This is a genomic window from Brucella sp. HL-2 (genome assembly GCF_025846885.2).
GTDB lineage: Bacteria > Pseudomonadota > Alphaproteobacteria > Rhizobiales > Rhizobiaceae > Brucella > Brucella quorumnocens.
In genome coordinates this window covers 228,059-248,308 of sequence record NZ_JAOYTK010000003.1, presented here as the reverse complement: position 1 = coordinate 248,308, position 20,250 = coordinate 228,059, and the positions used below count along the sequence as shown (strand labels likewise).

The following is a 20,250-nucleotide window of genomic DNA, read 5'->3' as shown; positions in this document are numbered from 1 at the left end:
GATTTGCCTTTTCCCGGGGCAGACATGCCCCGGGCAAGAAAGTGCTTTGATGGCAGATCCCATTTTCTTCAAGCCTTCTCGTGAACTCACGATCGGCGATATAGCAGATTTTACCGGTGCTAAACTTCGCAACCCGAAGTTTGCACCGCGTGCTGTTGCACGTTTAGCTTCATTGAATGATGCGAGTGAAAATGCACTCGTTTTTGTTGATGGCAAAAAGAATGCTGCCGCACTTGCTGGCATGAAGGCCGCAGGTGTTCTTTGTTCTGAAGATGTCGCTGATAATGTTCCTTCGGGTATGGCAGCGCTTGTTACCAGAAATCCTCAGCGTGATTTTTCGTCCGTCGGACGGATGCTTTTTCCTGTATCGGTGAGGCCGGAAAGCTGGCTGGGTGAAACTGGTATTTCCCCGGCGGCATTTATTCATCCATCTGCAACGATCGAAGATGGTGCGACAATTGAAGCGGGCGCGATGATTGGCAGGAATGTCAGTATTGGTGCCGGGACGCTGATTGCTGCAACAGCTGTCGTTGGCGAAGGCTGCCAGATCGGTCGCGATAGTTATATTGCGCCAGGTGTAGCTGTTCAGTTTGCCCTGATCGGCAATCGCGTGTCTCTGCATCCGGGTGTTCGTATCGGGCAGGACGGCTTTGGCTATGTTCCTGGGCCTAGAGGCCTTGAAAAGGTGCCTCAGCTTGGACGTGTTATCCTGCAGGACGATGTCGAAATCGGTGCAAATACCACGATTGATCGTGGTGCTCTAAACGATACCGTTATCGGTGAGGGTACTAAGATCGATAATCTGGTGCAGATTGCGCATAATGTGCGATTTGGCCGATTTTGCGTTGTGGCTGCACTTTGCGGTATTTCGGGAAGTGTTGTTATCGGTGACCAAACCATGATCGGCGGCAGTGTAGGCCTTGCCGATCACGTGGTTATCGGTTCGCGTGTACAGATTGCTGCGGGAAGCGGCGTAATGAATGACATACCCGATGGTGAGCGTTGGGGGGGCGTCCCCGCTCGGCCAATTAAACAATGGTTCAGAGATATCGCGAATATCCGGAGCATCGGGAAACCAAGAAAGGAGCAATCCTCTGATGAGTGATGCTAATCAGAAGAAGCTGGAAACCGCAGATATTCATGCAGTTATGCGTGCGCTCCCGCATCGATATCCATTTTTGCTGATTGATCGTATCATCAATATTGATGGCGATGAATCTGCGACAGGCATCAAGAATGTCACGTTTAATGAGCCGCACTTTACCGGCCATTTTCCTGATAAGCCGATTATGCCAGGTGTTCTTATTATCGAAGCCATGGCCCAGACAGCTGGTGCGATCACTGTTCTCAAAAAGGGCACAGACGCGCCTAGCCTTGTTTATTTCATGACGATCGACAAAGCCAAGTTCCGTCGTCCGGTGGTTCCGGGCGACCAGCTTCACCTTCACGTGAAGAAGATAAAACAGCGCGGAAACATCTCTAAATTTGAGTGCGTGGCGGAAGTTGATGGCGTAAAGGTTGCCGAAGCTGAAGTTGCCGCGATGGTTGGCGTAGCCGAAGAAAAGGCGTGAGTACCTCAATGAAGGAAACTTTTATCCACCCTACAGCTCTCGTCGAGCAGGGTGTGGAGCTGGGACGAGGCGTATCTGTCGGTCCATTTTGCCATGTTCAGTCTGGCGCCGTCGTCGGTGATGGCTCGGAACTGATGAGCCATGTTGTCGTCACTGAGGCGGTAACGCTTGGTGCTGGCGCAAAGGTTTATCCGCATGCCGTTCTCGGTTGCGATCCACAGAATGGAAAGCATAAAGGCGGTCCGACCAAGCTTATCGTTGGCACAAACTGTCTTATCCGCGAAGGTGTCACCATGCATCGCGGTTCGGACAGCAGTCGCGGATATACAAGCGTTGGCGACAATTGTCAGTTTCTTGCTTATGCACATGTCGCTCACGACTGCGATGTCGGCGATCACGTCACATTCGCCAACAACGTGATGATCGGCGGGCATGTGGAAATCGGCCATCATGCCATTCTTGGTGGCGGTTCCGCTGTTCATCAGTTCACGCGCGTTGGTCATCATGCGTTTGTTGGCGGTATGGCTGCACTCGCCCATGATCTCATTCCCTACGGCAGTGCTATCGGCAACCACGCCTATCTGGGTGGTTTGAACATTATCGGCATGAAGCGTTCGGGCATGCAGCGCAAAGATATTCACAATCTGCGCCATGCAGTGCATATGCTGTTTGATCGTTCTAAGCCTGTTCGTGAACGCGCGCAGGACGTTCTGAAGGCATTTCCTGACTCGGACGGTGTGGCTGATCTTATCTCCTTCATTCTGGTGGATAATAAACGCGCCTATTGCACTCCACCGCTCGGTTCATCCGTTGGCGGAGCGATGGATGACGGTGACGACGCTTGATAGCGGGCAGAGCGTGAACAAGCGCCCCCGCACTGCTATTATAGCTGGCAATGGCCTATTGCCGATTAAGGTGGCCGAGGCTTTAAAGGCGGATGGAAATCCGCCTTTTGTGCTTCCGCTGCGTGGTGAAGCTGATGCTTCGCTCTACGAATATGATCATCAGGAAATCTCGGCTGTCGATTTTGGCATGTTGATGCGTGCCATGCGTTCCGCTGGCGTTTCGCAGGTGGTTCTTGCTGGTGGCCTTCGCAATCGGCCGCACCTGAGCGATTTGAAGCTTAACTTGCCCACAATCCGAGCGATGCGGTATGTTCTCGTTGCTCTCAGTCAGGGCGACGATGCGTTGTTGCGGGCTTTTATGCGCCTGCTAGAGCGATACGGCTTCAAAATGGTAGGAGCGCACGAAGTCGTGCCAGACCTGTTATCGCCAGAGCCTGCACGCTGTCTCACACGATTGACACCGGATTCGCGCGAGCGCCGTAATATTACGCTTGCGATGGAAGCAGCTCTTCGGTTGGGGGAACTTGATGTCGGGCAGGGTGCAATCGCAGCCGGCGGACGGGTTGTCGCTCTTGAAGGTGCTGAAGGCACTGACCTGATGATTGAGCGCGTTTTTGCCCTACGTCAGGAAGGCAGAATTCCCAAGCGTGGCGGCGTACTTGTAAAAATGGCCAAGCCAAGACAGGATGAACGCGCCGATTTGCCAGCCATTGGCGTGTCGACAGTGGAAAACGCTGCACGCGCAGGGCTTTCCGGCATCGCGATTGAAGCGGGACGCACCTTCATTCTTGGGCTGGGAGAAACCTTGGCTGCGGCAAACGAAAAAGGCCTGTTTATCGAAACGATCAGTCGAAGCACAAAGGACACGACAGGGTGAGCAAAACCAGCCGGCCATTGAAAATCGCAATCGTGGCCGGAGAGGAATCCGGCGATCTACTTGGTGCCGACCTGATTGATGCTCTTCGCAGCCAGACTGACAGGCTGGTCGACATCGTTGGCGTTGGCGGCGAGCATTTGACCCAGCGCGGATTGAAAAGCTTTTTCGATCCGCATGAAATTGCTCTGATGGGCCTTGGTGCGATCCTCAAGAATCTTCCCGGTCTTATTCTGCGTATCCGACAGACGGCGAAGCGTATCGTTGCCGAGAAGCCTGATTGCGTTCTGCTGATTGATAGCCCTGAGTTTACGCATCGGGTTGCAAAGAAAATAAGGGCGACGGATTCTTCGATCCCAATTGTGAAATATATCGCACCGAGTGTTTGGGCCTGGCGTCCACAACGCGCGAAAGAAATGCGGGCCTATGTTGATCATGTTCTGACGGTGTTGCCGTTCGAGGTTGATGTGATGAAACGGCTCAACGGGCCGCAATCAACTTATGTCGGGCATCGTCTCAGCAGTTATGCACCCATCTTGGAGGTGCAGGCAGCGCAAAAGGCTGCCGAGCAGAAACGCTGGCCTGATGACACTCGTTGCTTGCTGCTGCTTCCTGGCTCGCGTCGCGGGGAACTCCAGATGCTTATGGAGCCGTTCGGCAAAGCGGTTGCCGAATTGGCGACACGTGTGGAAAAGCTGGAAGTCATCCTGCCGACATTGCCTCGTATTGAGGAAACAGTGCGTGAGATGTCCAAGGACTGGGCAGTTAAGCCGTTGATCGTGACGGGAGACGAGGCAAAATGGCAGGCTTTTGCTCGCGCAGACGCGGCATTGGCTGCATCGGGCACAGTCTCATTGGAATTGGCGCTGTCGCATATTCCAACCGTTCTTTCTTATAAAGCGGATTGGTTTGCGCGTCAGTTTCTGATCTCCAAAATTACGATCTGGAGTGCAGCACTGCCTAACATTATCGCAGATGCGCCTGTTGTACCGGAATTTTTCAATGAATCCGTGAGGCCCGGCAACCTGGCGCGCTACATCGAGCAATTGATGCAGAAAGGTGCTTTTCGGCAAGCTCAGCTTGATGGCTTCGATAAGGTGACGTCGATCATGGCTACCGAGCGGCCATCAGGTGAGATCGGTGCGCGCGTTCTACTTGATCTTGCTGAAAACGGCAGAAAGCGCTGACCTTTAAAATCGTTACAAACAAAAACCCCGGCAATTTGCCGGGGTTTTTTATTGTGTATGGATTACTTACGCTTTGCGACTGGTACGTAATCGCGTTCTGCAGCGCCGGTGTAGAGCTGACGCGGACGACCGATCTTCTGTTGTGGATCTTCGATCATTTCTTTCCACTGTGCGACCCAGCCAACTGTACGGGCGAGCGCGAACAGAACCGTGAACATTTCGGTCGGGAAGCCGAGCGCCTTCAGTGTAATGCCGGAATAGAAGTCGATGTTTGGATAGAGCTTCTTTTCGATGAAGTATTCATCGGTCAGAGCGATCTTTTCCAGTTCCAGAGCGACGTCGAGAAGCGGATCGTCCTTGATGCCGAGTTCACCGAGAACCTCATGACAGGTCTTCTGCATGATCTTGGCGCGTGGATCGTAGTTCTTGTAAACGCGGTGACCAAAGCCCATCAGACGGAATGGATCGTTCTTGTCCTTGGCACGGGCGATGAATTCTGGAATGCGGTCAACCGAGCCGATTTCAGCAAGCATGTTAAGCGCGGCTTCGTTTGCGCCACCATGAGCAGGGCCCCAGAGGCAGGCAACGCCAGCTGCGATACACGCGAACGGGTTTGCGCCTGATGAACCGGCCAGACGGACAGTCGACGTCGAAGCGTTCTGCTCGTGATCTGCATGCAGGATGAAGATACGATCCATAGCGCGGGCTAGAACCGGATTGACCTTATATTCTTCGCAAGGAACGCCGAAGCACATGTGTAGGAAGTTCGACGCGAAATCGAGGTCGTTCTTCGGATACATGAAGGGCTGGCCGATGTGATACTTATAGGCCATCGCAGCCAGCGTTGGCACCTTGGCGATCAAGCGGATCGAAGCGACCATGCGCTGATGTGGATCGGTGATATCGGTCGAGTCGTGGTAGAAAGCAGACATTGCACCAACGCAGCCTACGATCACGGCCATCGGATGCGCATCACGACGGAAGCCTGTGAAGAACTTCGTCATCTGCTCATGGATCATCGTGTGACGGGTCACGCGATAATCGAAATCAGCTTTCTGAGTTGCCGTTGGCAGTTCGCCGTAAAGCAGCAGGTAGCATGTTTCGAGGAAGTCGCCGTGTTCAGCAAGCTGATCAATCGGATAGCCACGATAGAGCAATACGCCTTCATCGCCATCGATGTAGGTGATCTTGGATTCGCACGAAGCAGTCGACGTGAAACCAGGATCGTAAGTGAAGGCATTCGCATTCTTGTAAAGTGGACCGATGTCAACGACGTCCGGCCCGACAGTGCCTTGTCGTACAGGCAGGTCGAACGTTTTGCCGTCGAGGGTAAAGCTAGCTGTCTTATCTGACATCGTGTTTCCTTTCGTGTCCACTTTGCCGTCTTTGCGACGGCTGAATTTTAATCGTCGTTATAACTTGTCTTTCGCAAATTCCGAATGTTTCCCGCTTGCGCGGGAAACTTGCTAGTGGTCTTTTTCATTCCGATACTTGTAACCGAAGGGCGCAAATGTCGGAATCAGACCACTAGTTTTGAACGTATTATCCAAACGATTTCGACCGCCAAACTATCCCAATGATTTTGCGATGCAATGCGTAATTTGGACTAATTAAGCCCGTTTTGTCACGTCAGCGTGAATGCTAACAGTTCAAACGATTTGATCTTTTATGCGTGCAAGTGACTCTTCACGACCGAGCACAAACAGCACATCGAATACACCCGGAGATGTAGCGCGACCCGTAAGGGCAGCGCGCAGTGGTTGTGCCACCTTTCCAAGCTTCAAGCCTGTGGCTTCAGCATGGGTGCGAACCGCCGCATCAAGTGCTTCCACAGTCCATTCTTTGACTGATTCCAGATGCGGAAGGGCAGCCGCCAGCACTGCTCGGCCTTCGTCATTAAGCAGGGATGCGGCCTTTTCATCAAATGCAAGTGGGCGCTTGGCGAAGATGAACTTGGCACCGTCTACGAGTTCGACGAGTGTCTTTGCACGATCTTTTAGACCGGGCATTGCTGTGAGAAGCTGCTCACGGCCTTTGTCGTCCAGAGAGGCTTCAAGTTCTTTGCCGCCTTCGATCTCAGGCAAGACAGCGATCAGAGCATCAAACAGTGCCTTGTCGTCGCTGTTGCGCATATAGAGGCCATTGATTGCTTCCAGCTTCTGGAAGTCAAAGCGCGCAGCACCTTTGTTTATATCCTTCACGTCAAACCACTCGATCATCTGTTCGGTCGACATGATTTCATCGTCGCCATGGCTCCAGCCAAGGCGAACCAGATAGTTGCGCAGAGCTTCCGGCAGATAACCCATGGCGCGATATGCATCGACGCCAAGTGCGCCGTGACGCTTGGAGAGCTTCGCGCCATCCGCACCATGAATGAGCGGAATATGCGACATCTGAGGAACTTCCCAGCCCATCGCATCATAAATCACCGTCTGACGCGCAGCATTGGTCAGATGATCATCGCCGCGGATAATGTGGGTGACGCCCATATCATTATCATCGACGACAACGGCGTGCATATATGTTGGCGTACCGTCGGAACGAAGGATGATGAAATCATCTAAGTCCTTGTTTGGGAAACGAACATCACCCTGAACCGCATCGCGAACAAGGGTTTCACCTTCCTGCGGTGCCTTGATTCGGATGACCGGCTTTACACCTTCTGGTGCTTCGGATGGATCGCGATCACGCCAGCGACCATCATAACGCGGTGGGCGGCCTTCGGCACGTGCCTTTTCGCGCATGTCTTCCAGTTCGGCTGGTGTCGCATAGCAATAATAAGCTTTGCCTTTAGCGACCAGTTCTTCGGCTACTTCGCGATGGCGTGGGGCGCGTTCAAACTGTGAGATGGCATCGCCATCCCAATCAAGACCCAGCCATGTGAGGCCATCGAGGATCGCTGCCGTTGCAGCATCCGTGGAGCGCTCACGATCTGTATCTTCGATGCGTAGCAGCATCTTACCGCCGCTATGCTTGGCATAAAGCCAGTTGAACAGGGCGGTCCGGGCTCCGCCAATATGTAGGAAACCCGTGGGCGAAGGGGCAAAACGGGTTACGACCGGTTTCGACATGACAGCTCCACTATAACAGGCCTCGTTGGGCTGCAGCGGATGCGCAGTGCGAGGCGGAATTTTGAATATGTAGCGCCCGATTGCACTCAGTCTACGGGCGTCAAGGATTCTCGATGCGGGAACCCTCTCGATTTTGGCTGGCGTTCATGTACCATAGGCAGCACAGCGCGCAAGGGCTTGAAGTTTCTTTCGCGCTAATCCGGTATTCTTCTTGAGAAATCGGGGAACACTTTTGCAGTCAGGCGGGGGCATGACGAGCATAAGCGAAACGCAGGAGATTAATGAACGGGTGTTTGTCAAAGACATGCCCGACGGTCTTGCGCGTTCCTTATTGCCCGAACCATGGCTACCTTATAAACCAACTGAACAAACACCGCCAGTTCAGCCGTCAAGACAACAAACACCGTCTGAACGGCTAACGGCGCTGGCATCCATTGTCCGGCAGAATTTTTCTGCAGCCATGACGCGGGAAATCGGCAGAGGGATGTTTTTCCTACTGTTTCCGGTTTTCATGGGTGTTGGAGCGGTTATCTATTTTTCAGTTTCGTTCGAACCTGCGTGGCTGCCACTTTTTTCGGTTCTCACAGCGTCTGTTCTTATTCGTCTTCTTTCTCGCAAACACTTCCTCGTATCGCAGCTTCTGACGCTCGTGATGGCACTCCAGCTGGGAATAATTGCGGGAAAGATCGAAACAGAGAGACGCGGAACCCAGATGCTCGGTTCCGAAGTGGCGACCCGCGTTACGGGGAGGGTAGTTGCTCTCGAATATCGGGACAATGGCAGCTGGCGCGTCACGCTTGACTTGATTGAAACGCAAAGGCCCAAGTTGCGTTATTCGCCGCAACGCATCCGGATTACTGCGTGTAGGGGGGTGTTACCTTCTGGACATGCCGGAAATTCACCTGCACCAAGCTATCTTATTGGAAACAAAAGATATCCTTCTCTTGAAGCGCTAACGGTTCTGCCCAACAAAATGAAAATAACCTTCTTGAAATGAGGTATTGCCGCGCAATCTTCTGGACAGTTTCGCGCATTCTTCACGCAATGTTCTGTCAATCGGTTTGACGAGAACGCATTAAGGCAATGTGTTGAAAACAAACGTCGTTTGGTAGGCCTGAACTGTAATTGTTAGCCTTAAATCGGGATGCTGGTTGATCTTCGGATAAAATGCATTCCCCGCAACTTTTTCCTAGAACTGTCAAATCTATTGACGGTTCGGCAAAAACTTGACGGTTCGCGTAAGTACCGGAAAAGTAATAAGAAAAATCAGCGGGGCAAGAAATTGCCACGCTGCGGAACTGTAAAGCGTCAAAATCCAGTTTGAGACTTTAGAAAGCCGATCCGGAGCAAAAGCTGGATTTGAAATAGCTTATGGCATTTTTCATGCGGGACAAATCACGGCCATATTCAGGAAGTGTCAAATGAGCGGATCGACAATCATCTTTCGCGACTTCTTTAATAGGGCACTGACCGTTGAAGTTCACTGAATAGAACGGGTCGTTGCGAGTCACGGATATGAGGTGGTTAAAGTCGAACTTAGTTTTGCTGGCGGTGCTTCCGTCATTCTCAACGCCCACTTCGAAGCTGCACGAATCGATCTGTGAAATTGTAAACTTCCTTTCACGCGTGGAGCCGCTGCCTGAATAAGTCATTATATAGACGGTGGATGGTTCACGTGCTTTCTGTTCGACGTTTACTCTCTGACCATCGGCAGTCAGGAAAGACTGTCCATCTTCCAGACCGTAGAGAATAAAGGCAGCTGTCTCTCCAGCAGTTTGTGACGATGCCGCTAGTGTAGCTCCAGATGAACACATTCCCCCGAGAGCCATCGCCGCCGCCATTAGGCGTTTGCCGGTAAAGTTATCGAAGATTAGGCGAGAAGACAAAAAACCCATTAAACATACCCCCAAATGGTCTCATTAGCTAAATGGCAGTTGCTAAATCTGCCACTTCCCCAAACTTGCATAGTAGCCTTGGTTCACTCATGTCGCCACTTTCTAAGTCCACCATGACCGCGTAGGCGGCAACCCCTAAATGCCGCTCAGCCATTCTTGAAGCCGTTCGAGCTGCTGCTTCGGCATTGGAAGCTGGTCGCATCTCGCCGGGGATAGTCTGTCCCCGAAGCTTTTCGAACGGAAGTACAATAAATCTCTCAGCTTTCGACATTAGCCCTCCTTGCTGTTCCCTATTTGTTCGTAGGTGTCAGGAGAGTCAAACCGTTAATGTTCTAACGGTCGGTCTTTTGTTTTTATGGTTTATGGTGCGTGGCCAATGAATATTACGCGACCAACGACGGTGAGGTCTTCCACACGATCTGCATCGAAGGTTTCGATTGGATAGTTGCCTGCTACATTATCCGATGTCAGTTCCAAACGACCGTCCATCCGCCATTTAGCACGCTTTACCAGGACTGCATTTCCAACTGTAAACACGTATATGCAACCATGGTCGACAATAGTCTGACTTGAATCGACGATCATCAGAGAGTTGTCGGGTATTGTGGGATACATGCTATCCCCCGCTGACCACATCATAAAACAATATTCCGGTACGCCACCAAGATTGCGCAAGAAGTTGCGTTCGAACGCTGTCTCTGAAACCGGCATTTCATTGATAGCTATTAAACCGCGACCGGCAGATGCTCTCACGTCATATTGAGGAAGATTTACAAAGTCAGCGGCTTTCAAAGCGTCTGGCAGACGCTCTGTTCGTGTGGAACCAATTTGAGTGTGTTCCAGAAATGAACCGGAACTCGACATAGGATCGACCACTGCTTCATTTGCAACCCTGCGCTGGGAACCCAATCCAGTTGCAAGCCACTCGACACTAGAATCAGTTTTAATCGCAATCGCGATTAAAACGTCCATTGTCGGAAGCCCTCCGTTTAAGATTCGATGCAGTCCAGACTGCGATATGCCGACTTTTTCCGCAAATTTCGCCTCACTCATGCCGTGCATGAGCTTTCTCAGGCGACCCTGAAATTCCGTAACATCTTGTTCGGAAAGACTAATTTCGCGCTTGTTAGACATTGATCGCTTTTGCGATTGTTTTGGTTGAAATCAATCGCATTTGCGATTACTCCTATCTACAGCAGACTGCTTCGGCAGGCTGCACTTGTCCCAAGTGAACCGAAAGAAAGCGGATGGTGCAACATCCGCTTTCGTCAGGAGTAACCGAATGAGTAAGGCTGTCCGGTGGACCCCGAAAAGAATTCTCTGCGAAATCCACGAACGCGGAATGACCCTTGAGCAACTAGCGCTCCGTAACGGGCGCAATCCAAGTTCATTCCGTAATATCTGGACTCGTCCAAACAGCATCAACGAGATGGTCATTGCCGAATTTCTCGGAATGACGCCCGAAGTGCTTTGGCCGAACCGTTACCCCAAATCGACTACACGCGTATACGATAGCGCAAAGCATGGGCCGTTAGAAAGTCAAAAATCAGACGGCGATTTTGACAAGAGGGCGGCGGCATGAACGGTCCTTTGTCAAAGCTAACGCGTGTGTCTGACAAAGCCTCGGCATCGGACGCTGTGATGTTCTGGACGGCAATTTCGATCATCCTTGGTGTGATGTTCTCTGGGCAAGTCGCATTGATCATTGCTGCCGTCATTAGGATGGAACCATGACCGAGCACCTCAACATTGTTGCGAGCGACGTTTGGCGACAGTCAGTAACCCAGATCAAGTTGTCGGATATCGAAATTCCAGATAGCCGCGCTCGCGAACTCGATCCTGACTGGGCGCAAGCGCTGGCATTTATGATCGCCGCCCATGGGCTCATCAATCCGATTACTGTGCGGATCGTGGATGGCGTTCCACGTCTTGTGACTGGTTTCCATCGCTATAAGGCTTTCTCGCTTCTTGGATGGGAAGCGATCCCTGTACGCATCTCGACTGCTGCTACCGATGACGAAGCTCGGCTTGAAGAGGTTATGGAAAATCTCGGTCGGCATGAACTGAAGGTTTTGGACCGCTGTCACCATTTGTTCGAACTTAAGCAAGTGCATGAACGGCTTTATCCAGAAACGAGGCACGGCGGCGACAGAAGGTCTGATAGAATCAAAAGCCAAGATTTGGCTGTTGATCCTGATGCTCCGGAAATCCTCGGCTTTTCCAAGCTGACAGCCGAGAAGACTGGTTTCAGTCAGAGTGCAATTAAACTTGCTGTCAAAATCTGGAAAGAGCTTTCCGTTGCATCGCGGCAACGTTGCGTCGGCACATGGCTTGCTGATCATCAGGCTGGATTGAAACAACTTTCCGAACAGTCACACACAGATCAGTCCAAGGTGCTTGATATTCTGTTTGGCGACCAGCCCAAGGCCACCAATGTGCCTGACGCCCTTACGATCTTGGCTAACGGGCGGGTGAAAACCCATCTCGAAAAGAAGATCGAGAAGGCCGGGAATACCTTGCGGAGCCTGCCAAGCGATGTTGCCGGTGCGCTTGTGGCTTCGGATGCGCGGCTTGCGGATTTGCAAGAGGGCATTGCCATGCTCAGCAAGTATTTCAGCAAGCTGGAAGACGCTGAACTGGATAGCGTCGTGGCTGAACATGAAGATCGCATCATTGCATCGCTCCAGCGCCGGGGACGCATCTAACATGAGCCGCCGCCGCGATCCCTTCACTCTCGATATTTTCCGCGACTATGCGCCACCTGCTGATGTGATCGTGCGTCACGATCCGGAAGTATCGAAGGGCGGGACGCTTGACGTGCAGATTTCACGGATTTTGTCCGTCGCTATGGAGCGGTCGGGCAAAAGCCGCGACACAATTGCCGAAGAAATGTCAGCATATCTCGGCAATCGCGTCTCCAAGGACATGTTGGACGGTTATCGCTGATCAGATCGAGGCCGGGATCATCACCACAGTCGGGCAGATCGACGCCGCGTTCGCCTGAACGCTTCCAGCTGGAGGCGTCTGCGCCTCCGGCAAGTAGGGACGGCCACGTTAATTCGTGGCAGCGGGAGACTGTCGCCAAACTGAACCCCGCCCGACAGCATGAAGACATGACCACCGCATCCAGCCCGTTAGGGCGTTAGGCATGTGGCAGATTCTAACGGAAATTGAAATGAAGGAGATTCGTTGCGGCACTTGCCAAGCGCTACTTTTTAAGGCTGGAGTGGGTGCTGTCGCAAACGATATACACATCAAGTGTCGGCGCTGCCGCACTATGAACCATCTGAGGCCCGTTGAGCCCCTGACCGACAGCCGCGAGCTGCTAACGGATAGAAAAGATGGCCAAGAAAGAATCCTTGCCCCCGCTGCCGGAAAAGGCTCCCGGTATTCCTGCCAATAATCGCTATAAAAATCAGTATGGCGTCGTTCTGGTCTGTCCGGACGAGCAAACACAGATAACCCTCTATAATGCGCTGGAGGGCTTGCGCTCCACCAAGATCAAAGTGGTGGTCACATGAGGATTGCCGTTCGCAACGAATGTCCGGACTTCACTAGTTACCGGGCGGCTCGCGTTAAATCGCTATTCAATATCGATCAAGGAAATGTTTTCGAACTGGTGGCGGATATTCCGCTTGAAGGTCAGGATTGGAGGCTCGGCGTTATCGTCGGGCCTTCCGGCTCAGGCAAGACCTCAATAGGCCGCAAGATACTTGGTACCGATGCGTTCTACGAACCGTCAGGCTGGACCGACGAGCACCCTATCATTGAGACGATTGCACCAGAAAAGACCTTTGACGATGTTGCGGCTGCGTTGGCTGCTGTAGGCTTGGGGAGTGTCCCCGCGTGGCTTAGGCCGTATCCCGTATTGTCTAACGGGGAGCGGTTCCGTGCCGATCTGGCACGGATAGTCTGCGAGCGGCCGGAAAAGATTGTCATTGACGAGTTTAGCAGCGTCATAGATCGGCAGATTGCTCGCGTTGGTGCCTTTGCCTTCGCCAAAGCATGGCGACGTACTGCCGGGCAGGCCGTCTTGCTGTCGTGTCACTATGACATTCTGGACTGGCTGCAGCCTGATTGGGTGTTTGATACAGCATCAGGTGATTTCACCGGGAGGTGGGTTCGGCAACGACCGGCCGTCAAAATTGAAGTCAGGGAAACGGGCTGGGAATGGTGGTCGCGCTTTCAGCCACATCATTATTTGAAACTCCCGCATATGATAGCGGCACAGTGTTATGTCGGCTTTGTTGATGGTGATCCCCGCCCGCTCGCCGGCGATCAGCGCTGCTGCAACGCTGCCATCTTCACCGGACAACACCTCTGCAATCCGCTCTGAAACATGTACGCGTAACTGTGCTATAGAACCGGAAATTTTTGCGGTCATATTACTTGGGCCGGGTACATCTACAATTTTCGGCGTCCCCAGAAAAAAGCCGTTTGCGCCGATCCCACCGAAATAAGCGTGAAAGCCAAAATCGTAATTTCCAGGCCTCACCGGACCGGACGCCACGCGCAGACGTGCAAAACCGTTCAAGCCGCTTCCGATTGTCGTTGAAGCCGGAATATCGCGCGCAGTGTGGCGCGGCGGCACCTTCTGGACAGACCGGCGTTAGCTTCTGGACAAAAAAACAAAAACGCTAACGCCTCTGTCCGCATTACACGCCCTCGATATACCTAAAGCCCTGCGCCGCTCTAAAATGCCCCCCGTAGCCTGTTGCAGCGTTAGATCGTCCCGACCTAAGAATTGCTCGCCGCGAGCGCTCTTTGTTGCAGCCAACCAAGTTCGATGACACCTGGACCCAAAGAGGGTGGCGGCGTAACGCGGCCGACAATCCGGGATGTGATGTATTCAGTATCAGTATGCGCAATCTGGCGATTTCAGCGATAGCGATGATCGCGATCTCGCCGCACGAAATATTGGGTCCAAGTTTTCAGATGTCATTTTCAGCAACGGCGGGACTGATTGCGGCGTTCGCTTGGTGGAGTGAAAGGAAGGCCCGCAAACAGTCAGGTATGGAAAACCGCACGGCATCGCCGCGCGGGATTCTGTCAAGAATACTAGCGCCGACAATCGCCACAGCTGCGACATCAATTGTAGCGGGTGTGGCCAGCGGGATATTTGCCGCTTACCATTTCAACAATACCGCCCCTTTGGGGCTTGTTGGCAATGTACTAGCCTTGCCGGTTATTTCGATACTGGTGATGCCATTTGCAGTCTTGAGTCTGTTGTTGATGCCCCTGCAACTCGATTGGCTGCCATTGCAGGTCATGGGGTTTGGTGTTCTACTTGTGCGGCATATTGCAGAATTCGTCGCCAGCCTATCGCCCGATGGCAATCCCGGTGTCATGCCGGTCATCACGCTCATTCTCTGGACAGTTGCGCTTTTGATTGCTGTTGTTTTCACAACTCGGCTGCGGTTACTGGCGCTTCCATTCGTTGTGTTGGGACTGATCGCATTCATTCGGACGCCGATGCCTGATGTTCTTGTCAGTGAAGATGCGAAGTTTGTGGCGGTGCGACTGTCGGATGGGAATTTTGCTGTTAATCGCAGCAGGCCACCGCAATTCACAGCACAGAACTGGCAGACAGCCTATCTGGTTGAAACGTTTGTTTCTCCGCACATAATGAAAAAACAGCCCGTTCCCGTTGATGAGAACGCTTTCCTTTGTGAGGACGGCCTCTGTACCATTCCCCTTCGGGACGGTCGAATGCTAGCCTATACCACCCAGGAAGACATGCGCGAGGTCGCCTGTAATGTGGGGGATATTGTTATTCTTGCTATTGCCGGAAAAAAACTAAGCTGTGAGCGGTCCAACGCGCTCGTGATCGGCAGGCAAGAATTAGCCCTCAAAGGAACTCTTGAAATAAGATTTGGACAAAAATTAAACGCAGACAAAGTGGCTCAGGCAAAGTTTTTGGGGCAAGAACCAGTCAGTGAGGGTGAGGCTTATCGTTTCGCGCCTGCTGTACCTCGGAATATCAGCGACTATGCGGACAAACTGAGCTTTTCAGTCGATGCACCTACAAGACCTTGGCATCTCTATCGACTTTATTCACGAGCGGCGCGCGGCTTGCCTGATCGTGAGTATCGGAAGAAAGCTGGAACAGAAAATGCAATCGGCTCTGATCTTCCGCAATAATTCCGGAGCGTTTCTTTGATTTAACAAAAAACGCTCTAAGTTTTTATCCTAGCGCATTTCCTGTTTAAGATGAATCGTTAGAAATGCGTCTAACTGTTTGTTTTTACGCATATCTTTATACCAAAACCGGTTCCAACTTTTGGGAGATATGCTCTAGTGCGCATCTTGTCCGAAAAATGCTTTACACATTTCAGGATGGGTAGATTCAATAGTTGAGAGCGTTCTTCGTGCGCCCAAGAGGGCGCACGGCGCTCTAGTAGCGTCGGATCAGACCGATCAGCTTGCCCTGCACACGAACACGGTCAGGACCGAATATCCGCGTCTCATAGGCAGGGTTTGCAGCTTCGAGCGCAATGGACGCACCTTTGCGGCGGAAACGTTTCAGCGTCGCTTCTTCGTCATCCACCAGTGCAACGATGATTTCGCCTGGATTGGCTGTGTCGCCGCGCTTGATGATGACAGTATCACCATCGAAAATTCCGGCTTCGATCATCGAGTCGCCCTTGACCTCAAGCGCGTAGTGTTCACCTGCGCCAATCATTTCTGGCGGAAGGCTGAGCGAATGGGTCTGATTCTGGATCGCCGAGATTGGTACGCCAGCAGCGATACGACCCATCACAGGGATGGAAACCATGGTCGATACGTCGTCATTGGCTGTTGTCGGAGCAGGGCGTGCAGGCACGGGGGCAGGTGGCATCTTGCCCAGACTGCCTTCAATCACACTCGGCGCAAATTTCTTTTGCGAATTCAGTCCGGGAGCAATGGAATCTGGCAGACGGAGCACTTCCAGTGCACGCGCCCGATTTGGGAGTCTGCGAATGAAACCGCGTTCTTCCAGCGCTGTGATGAGCCGATGAATGCCCGATTTCGAGGCTAAATCGAGAGCCTCTTTCATCTCGTCGAAAGACGGAGGGATGCCCGTCTCTTTAAGACGTTCATGAATGAACAGCAGAAGCTCGTGCTGTTTACGGGTCAACATGCGCTACACCCTCCAGACCAGAATCAAATAAAAACAAAACCAGAACGAACACTATATGTTCCAGTCTTGTTCTGCAATGGTTTTAAAATGATTAACGGACTGGCGGAATTGGATAGGTTCGTTACAGCATCAATATCAAGCACGATTCACCGGTCGCTGCAGCTGGTGCATTTTCATCTCTGATTAGCAGCGCATTGGAGCGGACTAAGGCAGAAAGCATCGACGAATCCTGGAGAGGAAAAGGTGTTGCGATCAATGTTCCATCAGTGTCCTGTTCGACTGTTGCCCGAACAAAATCGCGCCGGTGATCATTAGAATTCATCGCCTGACCAAGCTTTGCGGGACGAATATCTGCGGTCAAATCCGTGCCGGATAGCTTGGCTACCAATGGACGTAGAAATACGAGGCTGCAAACGAGGCTAGAAACAGGGTTTCCCGGCAGGCCGATGACGTGCACTGTTTTGCCTGAAACTGTCTTGCGGCCATACATCAGCGGTTTGCCGGGTCGCATAGCAATTTTCCAGAAATCGAGATCAACACCGCTGTTTTTCAACGCGCCATGCACGTAATCACGATCACCTACTGATGCGCCACCGATAGTGACAAGGATATCGATGCCATCGTCGAGCACTTGGCTTATCGCTGATTCGATTTTGGCCGGGTCGTCAACGATGATGCCCATGTCTTCAGGCTTGCCACCTGCGCGACGCACGATCTCGGCTATTCCCACGCTATTGGAGGCCACAATTTGATCAGGTCCGGGAATTGTTCCGGGTGGGACGAGCTCGTCGCCTGTGGCGAGAATGGCAATTCGCGGCTGCTTGAAAACAGAAATCGTTGCATTGCCGCTCGCTGCAGCAAGAGATAGCGCCGGGGCGTCAAGTTCGCATCCAACTGGAAGAACAGTGTCGCCGGGTGCAAAGTCGAGGCCCGCACGCCGAATGTGGCGGCCTTTATCAAGCCCTTGTTGGATCGTCAGTTTGTCACCAGAACGCTCGGTGTCTTCTTGAATGACGATGCAGTCAGCGCCAACTGGCATAGGTGCGCCGGTGAAAATACGCACAGCTTCACCAGCGGCAAGCTTGCCTTCAAATCTTTTTCCAGCGGCCGATTCGCCGATCACTGTAAGTTCAATCGGATATTCAACATTCTGAGGCGCGATGAGCGCATAGCCATCCATGGCGGAACAATCAAATGGCGGCTGGAGCAGTTTCGCAGTGACCTGCTCGGTAACAACACGGCCTCCGGCTGAAGCAAGTGGTATCTGCTCAAAACCATGCGGCTCAGCGGCGCTTAGGATGCGGGCAAGTGCTTCATCGACCGGGAGAAGGGACATAGGGTTTCCTCTCGTCTGAATGTTCAGGCTTTCCAGTCGCCTGACTTGCCGCCGCTTTTTGCCGAAACACGGATGTCGGTGATCTCCATATGGCGATCAACTGCTTTGGCCATGTCGTAAATGGTCAGGCAGGTGACGGAAACAGCAGTCAAGGCTTCCATCTCTACACCAGTGCGGCCTTTAAGCTTTGCAGTAGCACGAATACGCAGACCGGGAAGTGTCAGATCAGGCTGGATATCAACCGATACTTTTGTCAACATCAGAGGGTGGCAAAGCGGAATAAGATCTGACGTTTTCTTTGCGGCCATAATGCCAGCGAGCCGTGCGGCGCCGATAACGTCACCCTTGGCTGCATTGCCTTCCAGAATAAGCGCCAGCGTTTCCGGTTTCATCCTGACTGCGCCTTCTGCCGTGGCCTGACGTTCAGTCTCAAACTTGTCCCCAATATCGACCATATGGGCAGCGCCTGTCTGGTCGATATGGGTGAGCTTGGTCGCCATATCTCAGGCCTTGCCGGTCAGAAGTTCGCGGGTTGCGGTCGCAACATCATCTTTGCGCATCAGGCTTTCGCCGATGAGGAAGGTGCCGATATTCGATTTTTCGAGACGCAGGCAATCATCATGGGTGAAGATGCCGCTTTCGCCGACCAGCAGGCGATCCGAAGGAACCATCTTTGCGAGACGTTCGGAAACCGCGAGGTCGACTTCAAATGTGCGCAGGTTGCGATTGTTGACGCCGACGAGGCGCGAAGAGAGCTTGAGCGCGCGTTCTGTTTCCTCTTCATCGTGCACTTCAATCAATGCATCCATGCCGAGTTCAAATGCGGTTTCTTCAAGCGCCTTGGCGAGATTGTCATCGACGCTTGCGAGAATGATGAGAATGCAATCTGCACCCCAGCTGCGCGCTTCATAGACCTGATAGGTATCGAAAAGGAAATCCTTGCGCAGAGCTGGCAGAGAGCAGGCATCGCGTGCAGCCGTCAGAAACTCTGGTGCCCCCTGAAAGGATGGCTTATCGGTCAGCACGGAAAGACAGGCAGCACCGCCTTCTTCATAGGCCTTGGCCAGTGCCGGTGGATTGAAATCCGGGCGAATGAGGCCCTTCGACGGGCTTGCCTTTTTAATCTCGGCGATAAGCGCAAACTTGTTTGCAGCGCGCTTTGCTTCAAGTGCCTTCAAGAAGCCGCGTGTCGCAGGCTGATCCTTAGCCTGCGCCTTTACTTCTTCAAGTGGAAGGCGAGCCTTGGCGACAGCGATCTCTTCGCGCTTATAAGCTTCGATTTTCCGCAGAATGTCGGTGGACATGGTTTGATCCTCTCCGTCAGAGCGGTTTGTCGTTGGAGACAGCGATAACTTTTTGCAGGACTGCAAGTGCTGAACCGCTGTCGATAGATTGCGCGGCAAGAGCAATGCCGTCCTTCAAGTCTTTTGCCTTACCTGAAATGACGAGTGCTGCCGCAGAATTCAGCAACACGATATCGCGATAGGCGTTTTGATCTCCTTCGAGAACGCCAAGCAGAGCTCTGGCGTTTACGTCGGCTTCGCCGCCCTTGAGTTCCGACATATCGACACGGCGCAAGCCCACATCTTCAGGCTCAATCTCGAATGTGCGAATCGTACCGTGTTCAAGCGCTGCGATTTTCGTGGTGCCTGCCGTGGTCATCTCATCTAGACCATCGCCATAGACAACCCATGCGGTTTCAGAACCAAGTTCTTTGAGGACCTGCGCCAAAGGCTCGACCCATTCTGCCGAAAATACGCCGACCAGCTGACGCTTGACGCTTGCCGGGTTTGATAGCGGTCCAAGCAGGTTGAAAATCGTGCGGGTGCCGAGTTCAACACGCGATGGACCTACATGCCGCATAGCGGAATGGTGAGTCGGTGCGAACATGAAGCCAAGACCAGCTTCATTGATGCTGCGGCCAATCGTATCTGCATCGGCTTCTATGTTGACCCCAAGGGCTGCGAGCGCATCGGCGGCACCCGAACGCGAGGAGAGGGCACGATTGCCGTGTTTGGCAACGGGAATGCCTGCACCTGCGACGACGAAAGCCGAGCAGCTCGATACATTGTAGGAGCCGGACTGGTCGCCGCCGGTGCCAACGATATCAACAGCGTTAATTGGTGCGGATACCGGCAACATGCGCGAACGCATGGACGCAACAGCCCCGGCAATCTCCGGCACTGTTTCACCACGAACGCGGAGAGCCATCAGGAAACCACCGATCTGCGATGGGGTGGCCTGTCCGGACATCATGATGTCAAAGGCTGCTTTGGAATCCTCAAACGACAATGGATTACCGGAGGCAGCCTTGGCGATATAGGGTTTTAAGTCAGCCATTATTTCATGTC

Annotated in this window: 23 protein-coding genes and 2 pseudogenes; 14 read left to right on the top strand and 11 right to left on the bottom strand. The window is 52.7% G+C overall.

Translation table 11 applies throughout. The annotated features are described in order from the left end of the window. Nucleotides 1-49 precede the first annotated feature (49 nt). Genes lpxD through lpxB form a run of 5 tightly spaced genes read left to right on the top strand, consistent with a single transcriptional unit; the run spans nucleotide 50 to nucleotide 4,477 of the window. Entirely contained in the window at nucleotides 50-1,105 is a 1,056-nt protein-coding gene (gene lpxD, locus OIV19_RS07020; protein ID WP_264231072.1) for a UDP-3-O-(3-hydroxymyristoyl)glucosamine N-acyltransferase, read from the top strand. Then, nucleotides 1,098-1,571 (top strand): 3-hydroxyacyl-ACP dehydratase FabZ, encoded by a 474-nt coding sequence (gene fabZ, locus OIV19_RS07015; RefSeq protein ID WP_095446755.1) that lies wholly within the window; start codon nucleotides 1,098-1,100, stop codon nucleotides 1,569-1,571. Before lpxD ends, fabZ begins: the two co-directional genes overlap by 8 nt. 8 nt (nucleotides 1,572-1,579) lie before the next feature. Next, nucleotides 1,580-2,416: an acyl-ACP--UDP-N-acetylglucosamine O-acyltransferase gene (gene lpxA / locus OIV19_RS07010; protein WP_095446754.1), complete on the top strand. Its 837-nt coding sequence runs from the start codon at nucleotides 1,580-1,582 to the stop codon at nucleotides 2,414-2,416. Beyond that, nucleotides 2,397-3,293 carry an LpxI family protein gene (locus OIV19_RS07005; RefSeq protein ID WP_095446753.1) on the top strand — a complete coding sequence of 299 codons (897 nt, stop codon included), beginning with the start codon at nucleotides 2,397-2,399 and terminating at the stop codon, nucleotides 3,291-3,293. Before lpxA ends, OIV19_RS07005 begins: the two co-directional genes overlap by 20 nt. Further along, nucleotides 3,290-4,477, top strand: a complete 1,188-nt coding sequence (gene lpxB, locus OIV19_RS07000) for a lipid-A-disaccharide synthase (protein WP_095446752.1) — start codon at nucleotides 3,290-3,292, stop codon at nucleotides 4,475-4,477. Before OIV19_RS07005 ends, lpxB begins: the two co-directional genes overlap by 4 nt. 62 nt (nucleotides 4,478-4,539) lie before the next feature. On the opposite strand, the gene gltA is transcribed toward lpxB, so the two are convergent. Together gltA and gltX are read right to left on the bottom strand one after the other, a co-directional pair. After that, nucleotides 4,540-5,832: a citrate synthase gene (gene gltA, locus OIV19_RS06995; RefSeq protein WP_095446751.1), complete on the bottom strand. Its 1,293-nt coding sequence runs from the start codon at nucleotides 5,830-5,832 to the stop codon at nucleotides 4,540-4,542. A gap of 294 nt (nucleotides 5,833-6,126) precedes the next feature. Next, complete coding sequence (gene gltX, locus OIV19_RS06990) at nucleotides 6,127-7,548, bottom strand: glutamate--tRNA ligase (RefSeq protein ID WP_264231071.1); 1,422 nt, start codon at nucleotides 7,546-7,548, stop codon at nucleotides 6,127-6,129. A 250-nt stretch (nucleotides 7,549-7,798) separates the two neighbouring features. Between gltX and OIV19_RS06985 the strand changes: the two genes are divergently transcribed. After that, nucleotides 7,799-8,545, top strand: a complete 747-nt coding sequence (locus OIV19_RS06985) for a competence protein ComE (protein ID WP_264231070.1) — start codon at nucleotides 7,799-7,801, stop codon at nucleotides 8,543-8,545. 331 nt (nucleotides 8,546-8,876) lie between these two features. Here the strand turns inward: OIV19_RS06985 and OIV19_RS06980 are convergent, their stop codons facing one another. The 3 genes from OIV19_RS06980 to OIV19_RS06970 all read right to left on the bottom strand — a co-directional run bounded on the left by OIV19_RS06980 (nucleotide 8,877) and on the right by OIV19_RS06970 (nucleotide 10,577). After that, nucleotides 8,877-9,443: a hypothetical protein gene (locus tag OIV19_RS06980; protein ID WP_264231069.1), complete on the bottom strand. Its 567-nt coding sequence runs from the start codon at nucleotides 9,441-9,443 to the stop codon at nucleotides 8,877-8,879. A gap of 28 nt (nucleotides 9,444-9,471) precedes the next feature. After that, nucleotides 9,472-9,714 (bottom strand): hypothetical protein, encoded by a 243-nt coding sequence (locus OIV19_RS06975; protein ID WP_264231068.1) that lies wholly within the window; start codon nucleotides 9,712-9,714, stop codon nucleotides 9,472-9,474. Between the two features lie 89 nt (nucleotides 9,715-9,803). Continuing rightward, the gene (locus OIV19_RS06970; RefSeq protein ID WP_264231067.1) at nucleotides 9,804-10,577 is read right to left on the bottom strand and encodes a S24 family peptidase; all 774 of its coding nucleotides are present in this window, start codon (nucleotides 10,575-10,577) and stop codon (nucleotides 9,804-9,806) included. A gap of 148 nt (nucleotides 10,578-10,725) precedes the next feature. Here OIV19_RS06970 and OIV19_RS06965 point away from each other — a divergent pair, with 148 nt between their 5' ends. From OIV19_RS06965 to OIV19_RS06935, 7 genes are all read left to right on the top strand, one after another. Further along, a complete protein-coding gene (locus OIV19_RS06965; RefSeq protein ID WP_264231066.1) occupies nucleotides 10,726-11,025 on the top strand; it encodes a helix-turn-helix domain-containing protein in 300 nt (99 codons plus the stop codon). Next, nucleotides 11,022-11,177: a hypothetical protein gene (locus OIV19_RS06960; RefSeq protein ID WP_264231065.1), complete on the top strand. Its 156-nt coding sequence runs from the start codon at nucleotides 11,022-11,024 to the stop codon at nucleotides 11,175-11,177. Before OIV19_RS06965 ends, OIV19_RS06960 begins: the two co-directional genes overlap by 4 nt. After that, nucleotides 11,174-12,148, top strand: coding sequence for a ParB N-terminal domain-containing protein (locus OIV19_RS06955; protein WP_264231064.1), 975 nt, complete (start codon nucleotides 11,174-11,176; stop codon nucleotides 12,146-12,148). The genes OIV19_RS06960 and OIV19_RS06955 overlap by 4 nt, the downstream gene beginning before the upstream one ends. A 1-nt stretch (nucleotide 12,149) precedes the next feature. Next, nucleotides 12,150-12,389 (top strand): hypothetical protein, encoded by a 240-nt coding sequence (locus OIV19_RS06950; RefSeq protein ID WP_264231063.1) that lies wholly within the window; start codon nucleotides 12,150-12,152, stop codon nucleotides 12,387-12,389. Nucleotides 12,390-12,591: 202 nt separating this feature from the next. After that, nucleotides 12,592-12,846: a Com family DNA-binding transcriptional regulator gene (locus OIV19_RS06945; RefSeq protein WP_369698102.1), complete on the top strand. Its 255-nt coding sequence runs from the start codon at nucleotides 12,592-12,594 to the stop codon at nucleotides 12,844-12,846. After that, complete coding sequence (locus OIV19_RS06940; RefSeq protein WP_264231062.1) at nucleotides 12,785-12,964, top strand: hypothetical protein; 180 nt, start codon at nucleotides 12,785-12,787, stop codon at nucleotides 12,962-12,964. Before OIV19_RS06945 ends, OIV19_RS06940 begins: the two co-directional genes overlap by 62 nt. Next, nucleotides 12,961-13,779 (top strand): hypothetical protein, encoded by an 819-nt coding sequence (locus tag OIV19_RS06935; protein WP_264231158.1) that lies wholly within the window; start codon nucleotides 12,961-12,963, stop codon nucleotides 13,777-13,779. The genes OIV19_RS06940 and OIV19_RS06935 overlap by 4 nt, the downstream gene beginning before the upstream one ends. Here OIV19_RS06935 and OIV19_RS06930 read toward each other — a convergent pair. Then, nucleotides 13,696-14,034 (bottom strand): annotated as a pseudogene (locus OIV19_RS06930) (ComEC/Rec2 family competence protein); the annotation flags it as partial. The gene OIV19_RS06935 and the pseudogene OIV19_RS06930 sit on opposite strands and share 84 nt — an antisense overlap. A gap of 251 nt (nucleotides 14,035-14,285) precedes the next feature. Here OIV19_RS06930 and OIV19_RS06925 point away from each other — a divergent pair. Continuing rightward, nucleotides 14,286-15,584, top strand: a pseudogene (locus tag OIV19_RS06925) (ComEC/Rec2 family competence protein); the annotation flags it as partial. A gap of 253 nt (nucleotides 15,585-15,837) precedes the next feature. Here the strand turns inward: OIV19_RS06925 and lexA are convergent. The 5 genes from lexA to trpD form a co-directional block, all read right to left on the bottom strand. Beyond that, nucleotides 15,838-16,563 (bottom strand): transcriptional repressor LexA, encoded by a 726-nt coding sequence (gene lexA / locus OIV19_RS06920; RefSeq protein WP_151093652.1) that lies wholly within the window; start codon nucleotides 16,561-16,563, stop codon nucleotides 15,838-15,840. Between the two features lie 121 nt (nucleotides 16,564-16,684). Next, the gene (locus tag OIV19_RS06915; protein ID WP_264231061.1) at nucleotides 16,685-17,899 is read right to left on the bottom strand and encodes a molybdopterin molybdotransferase MoeA; all 1,215 of its coding nucleotides are present in this window, start codon (nucleotides 17,897-17,899) and stop codon (nucleotides 16,685-16,687) included. A gap of 23 nt (nucleotides 17,900-17,922) precedes the next feature. Continuing rightward, on the bottom strand, nucleotides 17,923-18,399 hold the full coding sequence (moaC, locus tag OIV19_RS06910; protein ID WP_264231060.1) for a cyclic pyranopterin monophosphate synthase MoaC: 477 nt from the start codon (nucleotides 18,397-18,399) through the stop codon (nucleotides 17,923-17,925). 3 nt (nucleotides 18,400-18,402) lie between these two features. Further along, a complete protein-coding gene (gene trpC, locus OIV19_RS06905) occupies nucleotides 18,403-19,203 on the bottom strand; it encodes an indole-3-glycerol phosphate synthase TrpC (protein ID WP_151093656.1) in 801 nt (266 codons plus the stop codon). Nucleotides 19,204-19,219: 16 nt separating this feature from the next. Next, on the bottom strand, nucleotides 19,220-20,239 hold the full coding sequence (trpD, locus tag OIV19_RS06900) for an anthranilate phosphoribosyltransferase (RefSeq protein WP_264231059.1): 1,020 nt from the start codon (nucleotides 20,237-20,239) through the stop codon (nucleotides 19,220-19,222). Between the last annotated feature and the right edge of the window lie 11 nt (nucleotides 20,240-20,250).

What these genes read in the sequence shown, in the direction of transcription:
- lpxD (WP_264231072.1), top strand. Translation starts at nt 50, where the DNA reads ATGGCAGATCCCATTTTCTTCAAGCCTTCTCGTGAACTCACGATCGGC.
- fabZ (WP_095446755.1), top strand. Translation starts at nt 1,098, where the DNA reads ATGAGTGATGCTAATCAGAAGAAGCTGGAAACCGCAGATATTCATGCA.
- lpxA (WP_095446754.1), top strand. Translation starts at nt 1,580, where the DNA reads ATGAAGGAAACTTTTATCCACCCTACAGCTCTCGTCGAGCAGGGTGTG.
- OIV19_RS07005 (WP_095446753.1), top strand. Translation starts at nt 2,397, where the DNA reads ATGACGGTGACGACGCTTGATAGCGGGCAGAGCGTGAACAAGCGCCCC.
- gltA (WP_095446751.1), bottom strand. Translation starts at nt 5,832, where the DNA reads ATGTCAGATAAGACAGCTAGCTTTACCCTCGACGGCAAAACGTTCGAC.
- gltX (WP_264231071.1), bottom strand. Translation starts at nt 7,548, where the DNA reads ATGTCGAAACCGGTCGTAACCCGTTTTGCCCCTTCGCCCACGGGTTTC.
- OIV19_RS06985 (WP_264231070.1), top strand. Translation starts at nt 7,799, where the DNA reads ATGACGAGCATAAGCGAAACGCAGGAGATTAATGAACGGGTGTTTGTC.
- OIV19_RS06980 (WP_264231069.1), bottom strand. Translation starts at nt 9,443, where the DNA reads ATGGGTTTTTTGTCTTCTCGCCTAATCTTCGATAACTTTACCGGCAAA.
- OIV19_RS06975 (WP_264231068.1), bottom strand. Translation starts at nt 9,714, where the DNA reads ATGTCGAAAGCTGAGAGATTTATTGTACTTCCGTTCGAAAAGCTTCGG.
- OIV19_RS06970 (WP_264231067.1), bottom strand. Translation starts at nt 10,577, where the DNA reads ATGTCTAACAAGCGCGAAATTAGTCTTTCCGAACAAGATGTTACGGAA.
- OIV19_RS06965 (WP_264231066.1), top strand. Translation starts at nt 10,726, where the DNA reads ATGAGTAAGGCTGTCCGGTGGACCCCGAAAAGAATTCTCTGCGAAATC.
- OIV19_RS06960 (WP_264231065.1), top strand. Translation starts at nt 11,022, where the DNA reads ATGAACGGTCCTTTGTCAAAGCTAACGCGTGTGTCTGACAAAGCCTCG.
- OIV19_RS06955 (WP_264231064.1), top strand. Translation starts at nt 11,174, where the DNA reads ATGACCGAGCACCTCAACATTGTTGCGAGCGACGTTTGGCGACAGTCA.
- OIV19_RS06950 (WP_264231063.1), top strand. Translation starts at nt 12,150, where the DNA reads ATGAGCCGCCGCCGCGATCCCTTCACTCTCGATATTTTCCGCGACTAT.
- OIV19_RS06945 (WP_369698102.1), top strand. Translation starts at nt 12,592, where the DNA reads ATGTGGCAGATTCTAACGGAAATTGAAATGAAGGAGATTCGTTGCGGC.
- OIV19_RS06940 (WP_264231062.1), top strand. Translation starts at nt 12,785, where the DNA reads ATGGCCAAGAAAGAATCCTTGCCCCCGCTGCCGGAAAAGGCTCCCGGT.
- OIV19_RS06935 (WP_264231158.1), top strand. Translation starts at nt 12,961, where the DNA reads ATGAGGATTGCCGTTCGCAACGAATGTCCGGACTTCACTAGTTACCGG.
- lexA (WP_151093652.1), bottom strand. Translation starts at nt 16,563, where the DNA reads ATGTTGACCCGTAAACAGCACGAGCTTCTGCTGTTCATTCATGAACGT.
- OIV19_RS06915 (WP_264231061.1), bottom strand. Translation starts at nt 17,899, where the DNA reads ATGTCCCTTCTCCCGGTCGATGAAGCACTTGCCCGCATCCTAAGCGCC.
- moaC (WP_264231060.1), bottom strand. Translation starts at nt 18,399, where the DNA reads ATGGCGACCAAGCTCACCCATATCGACCAGACAGGCGCTGCCCATATG.
- trpC (WP_151093656.1), bottom strand. Translation starts at nt 19,203, where the DNA reads ATGTCCACCGACATTCTGCGGAAAATCGAAGCTTATAAGCGCGAAGAG.
- trpD (WP_264231059.1), bottom strand. Translation starts at nt 20,239, where the DNA reads ATGGCTGACTTAAAACCCTATATCGCCAAGGCTGCCTCCGGTAATCCA.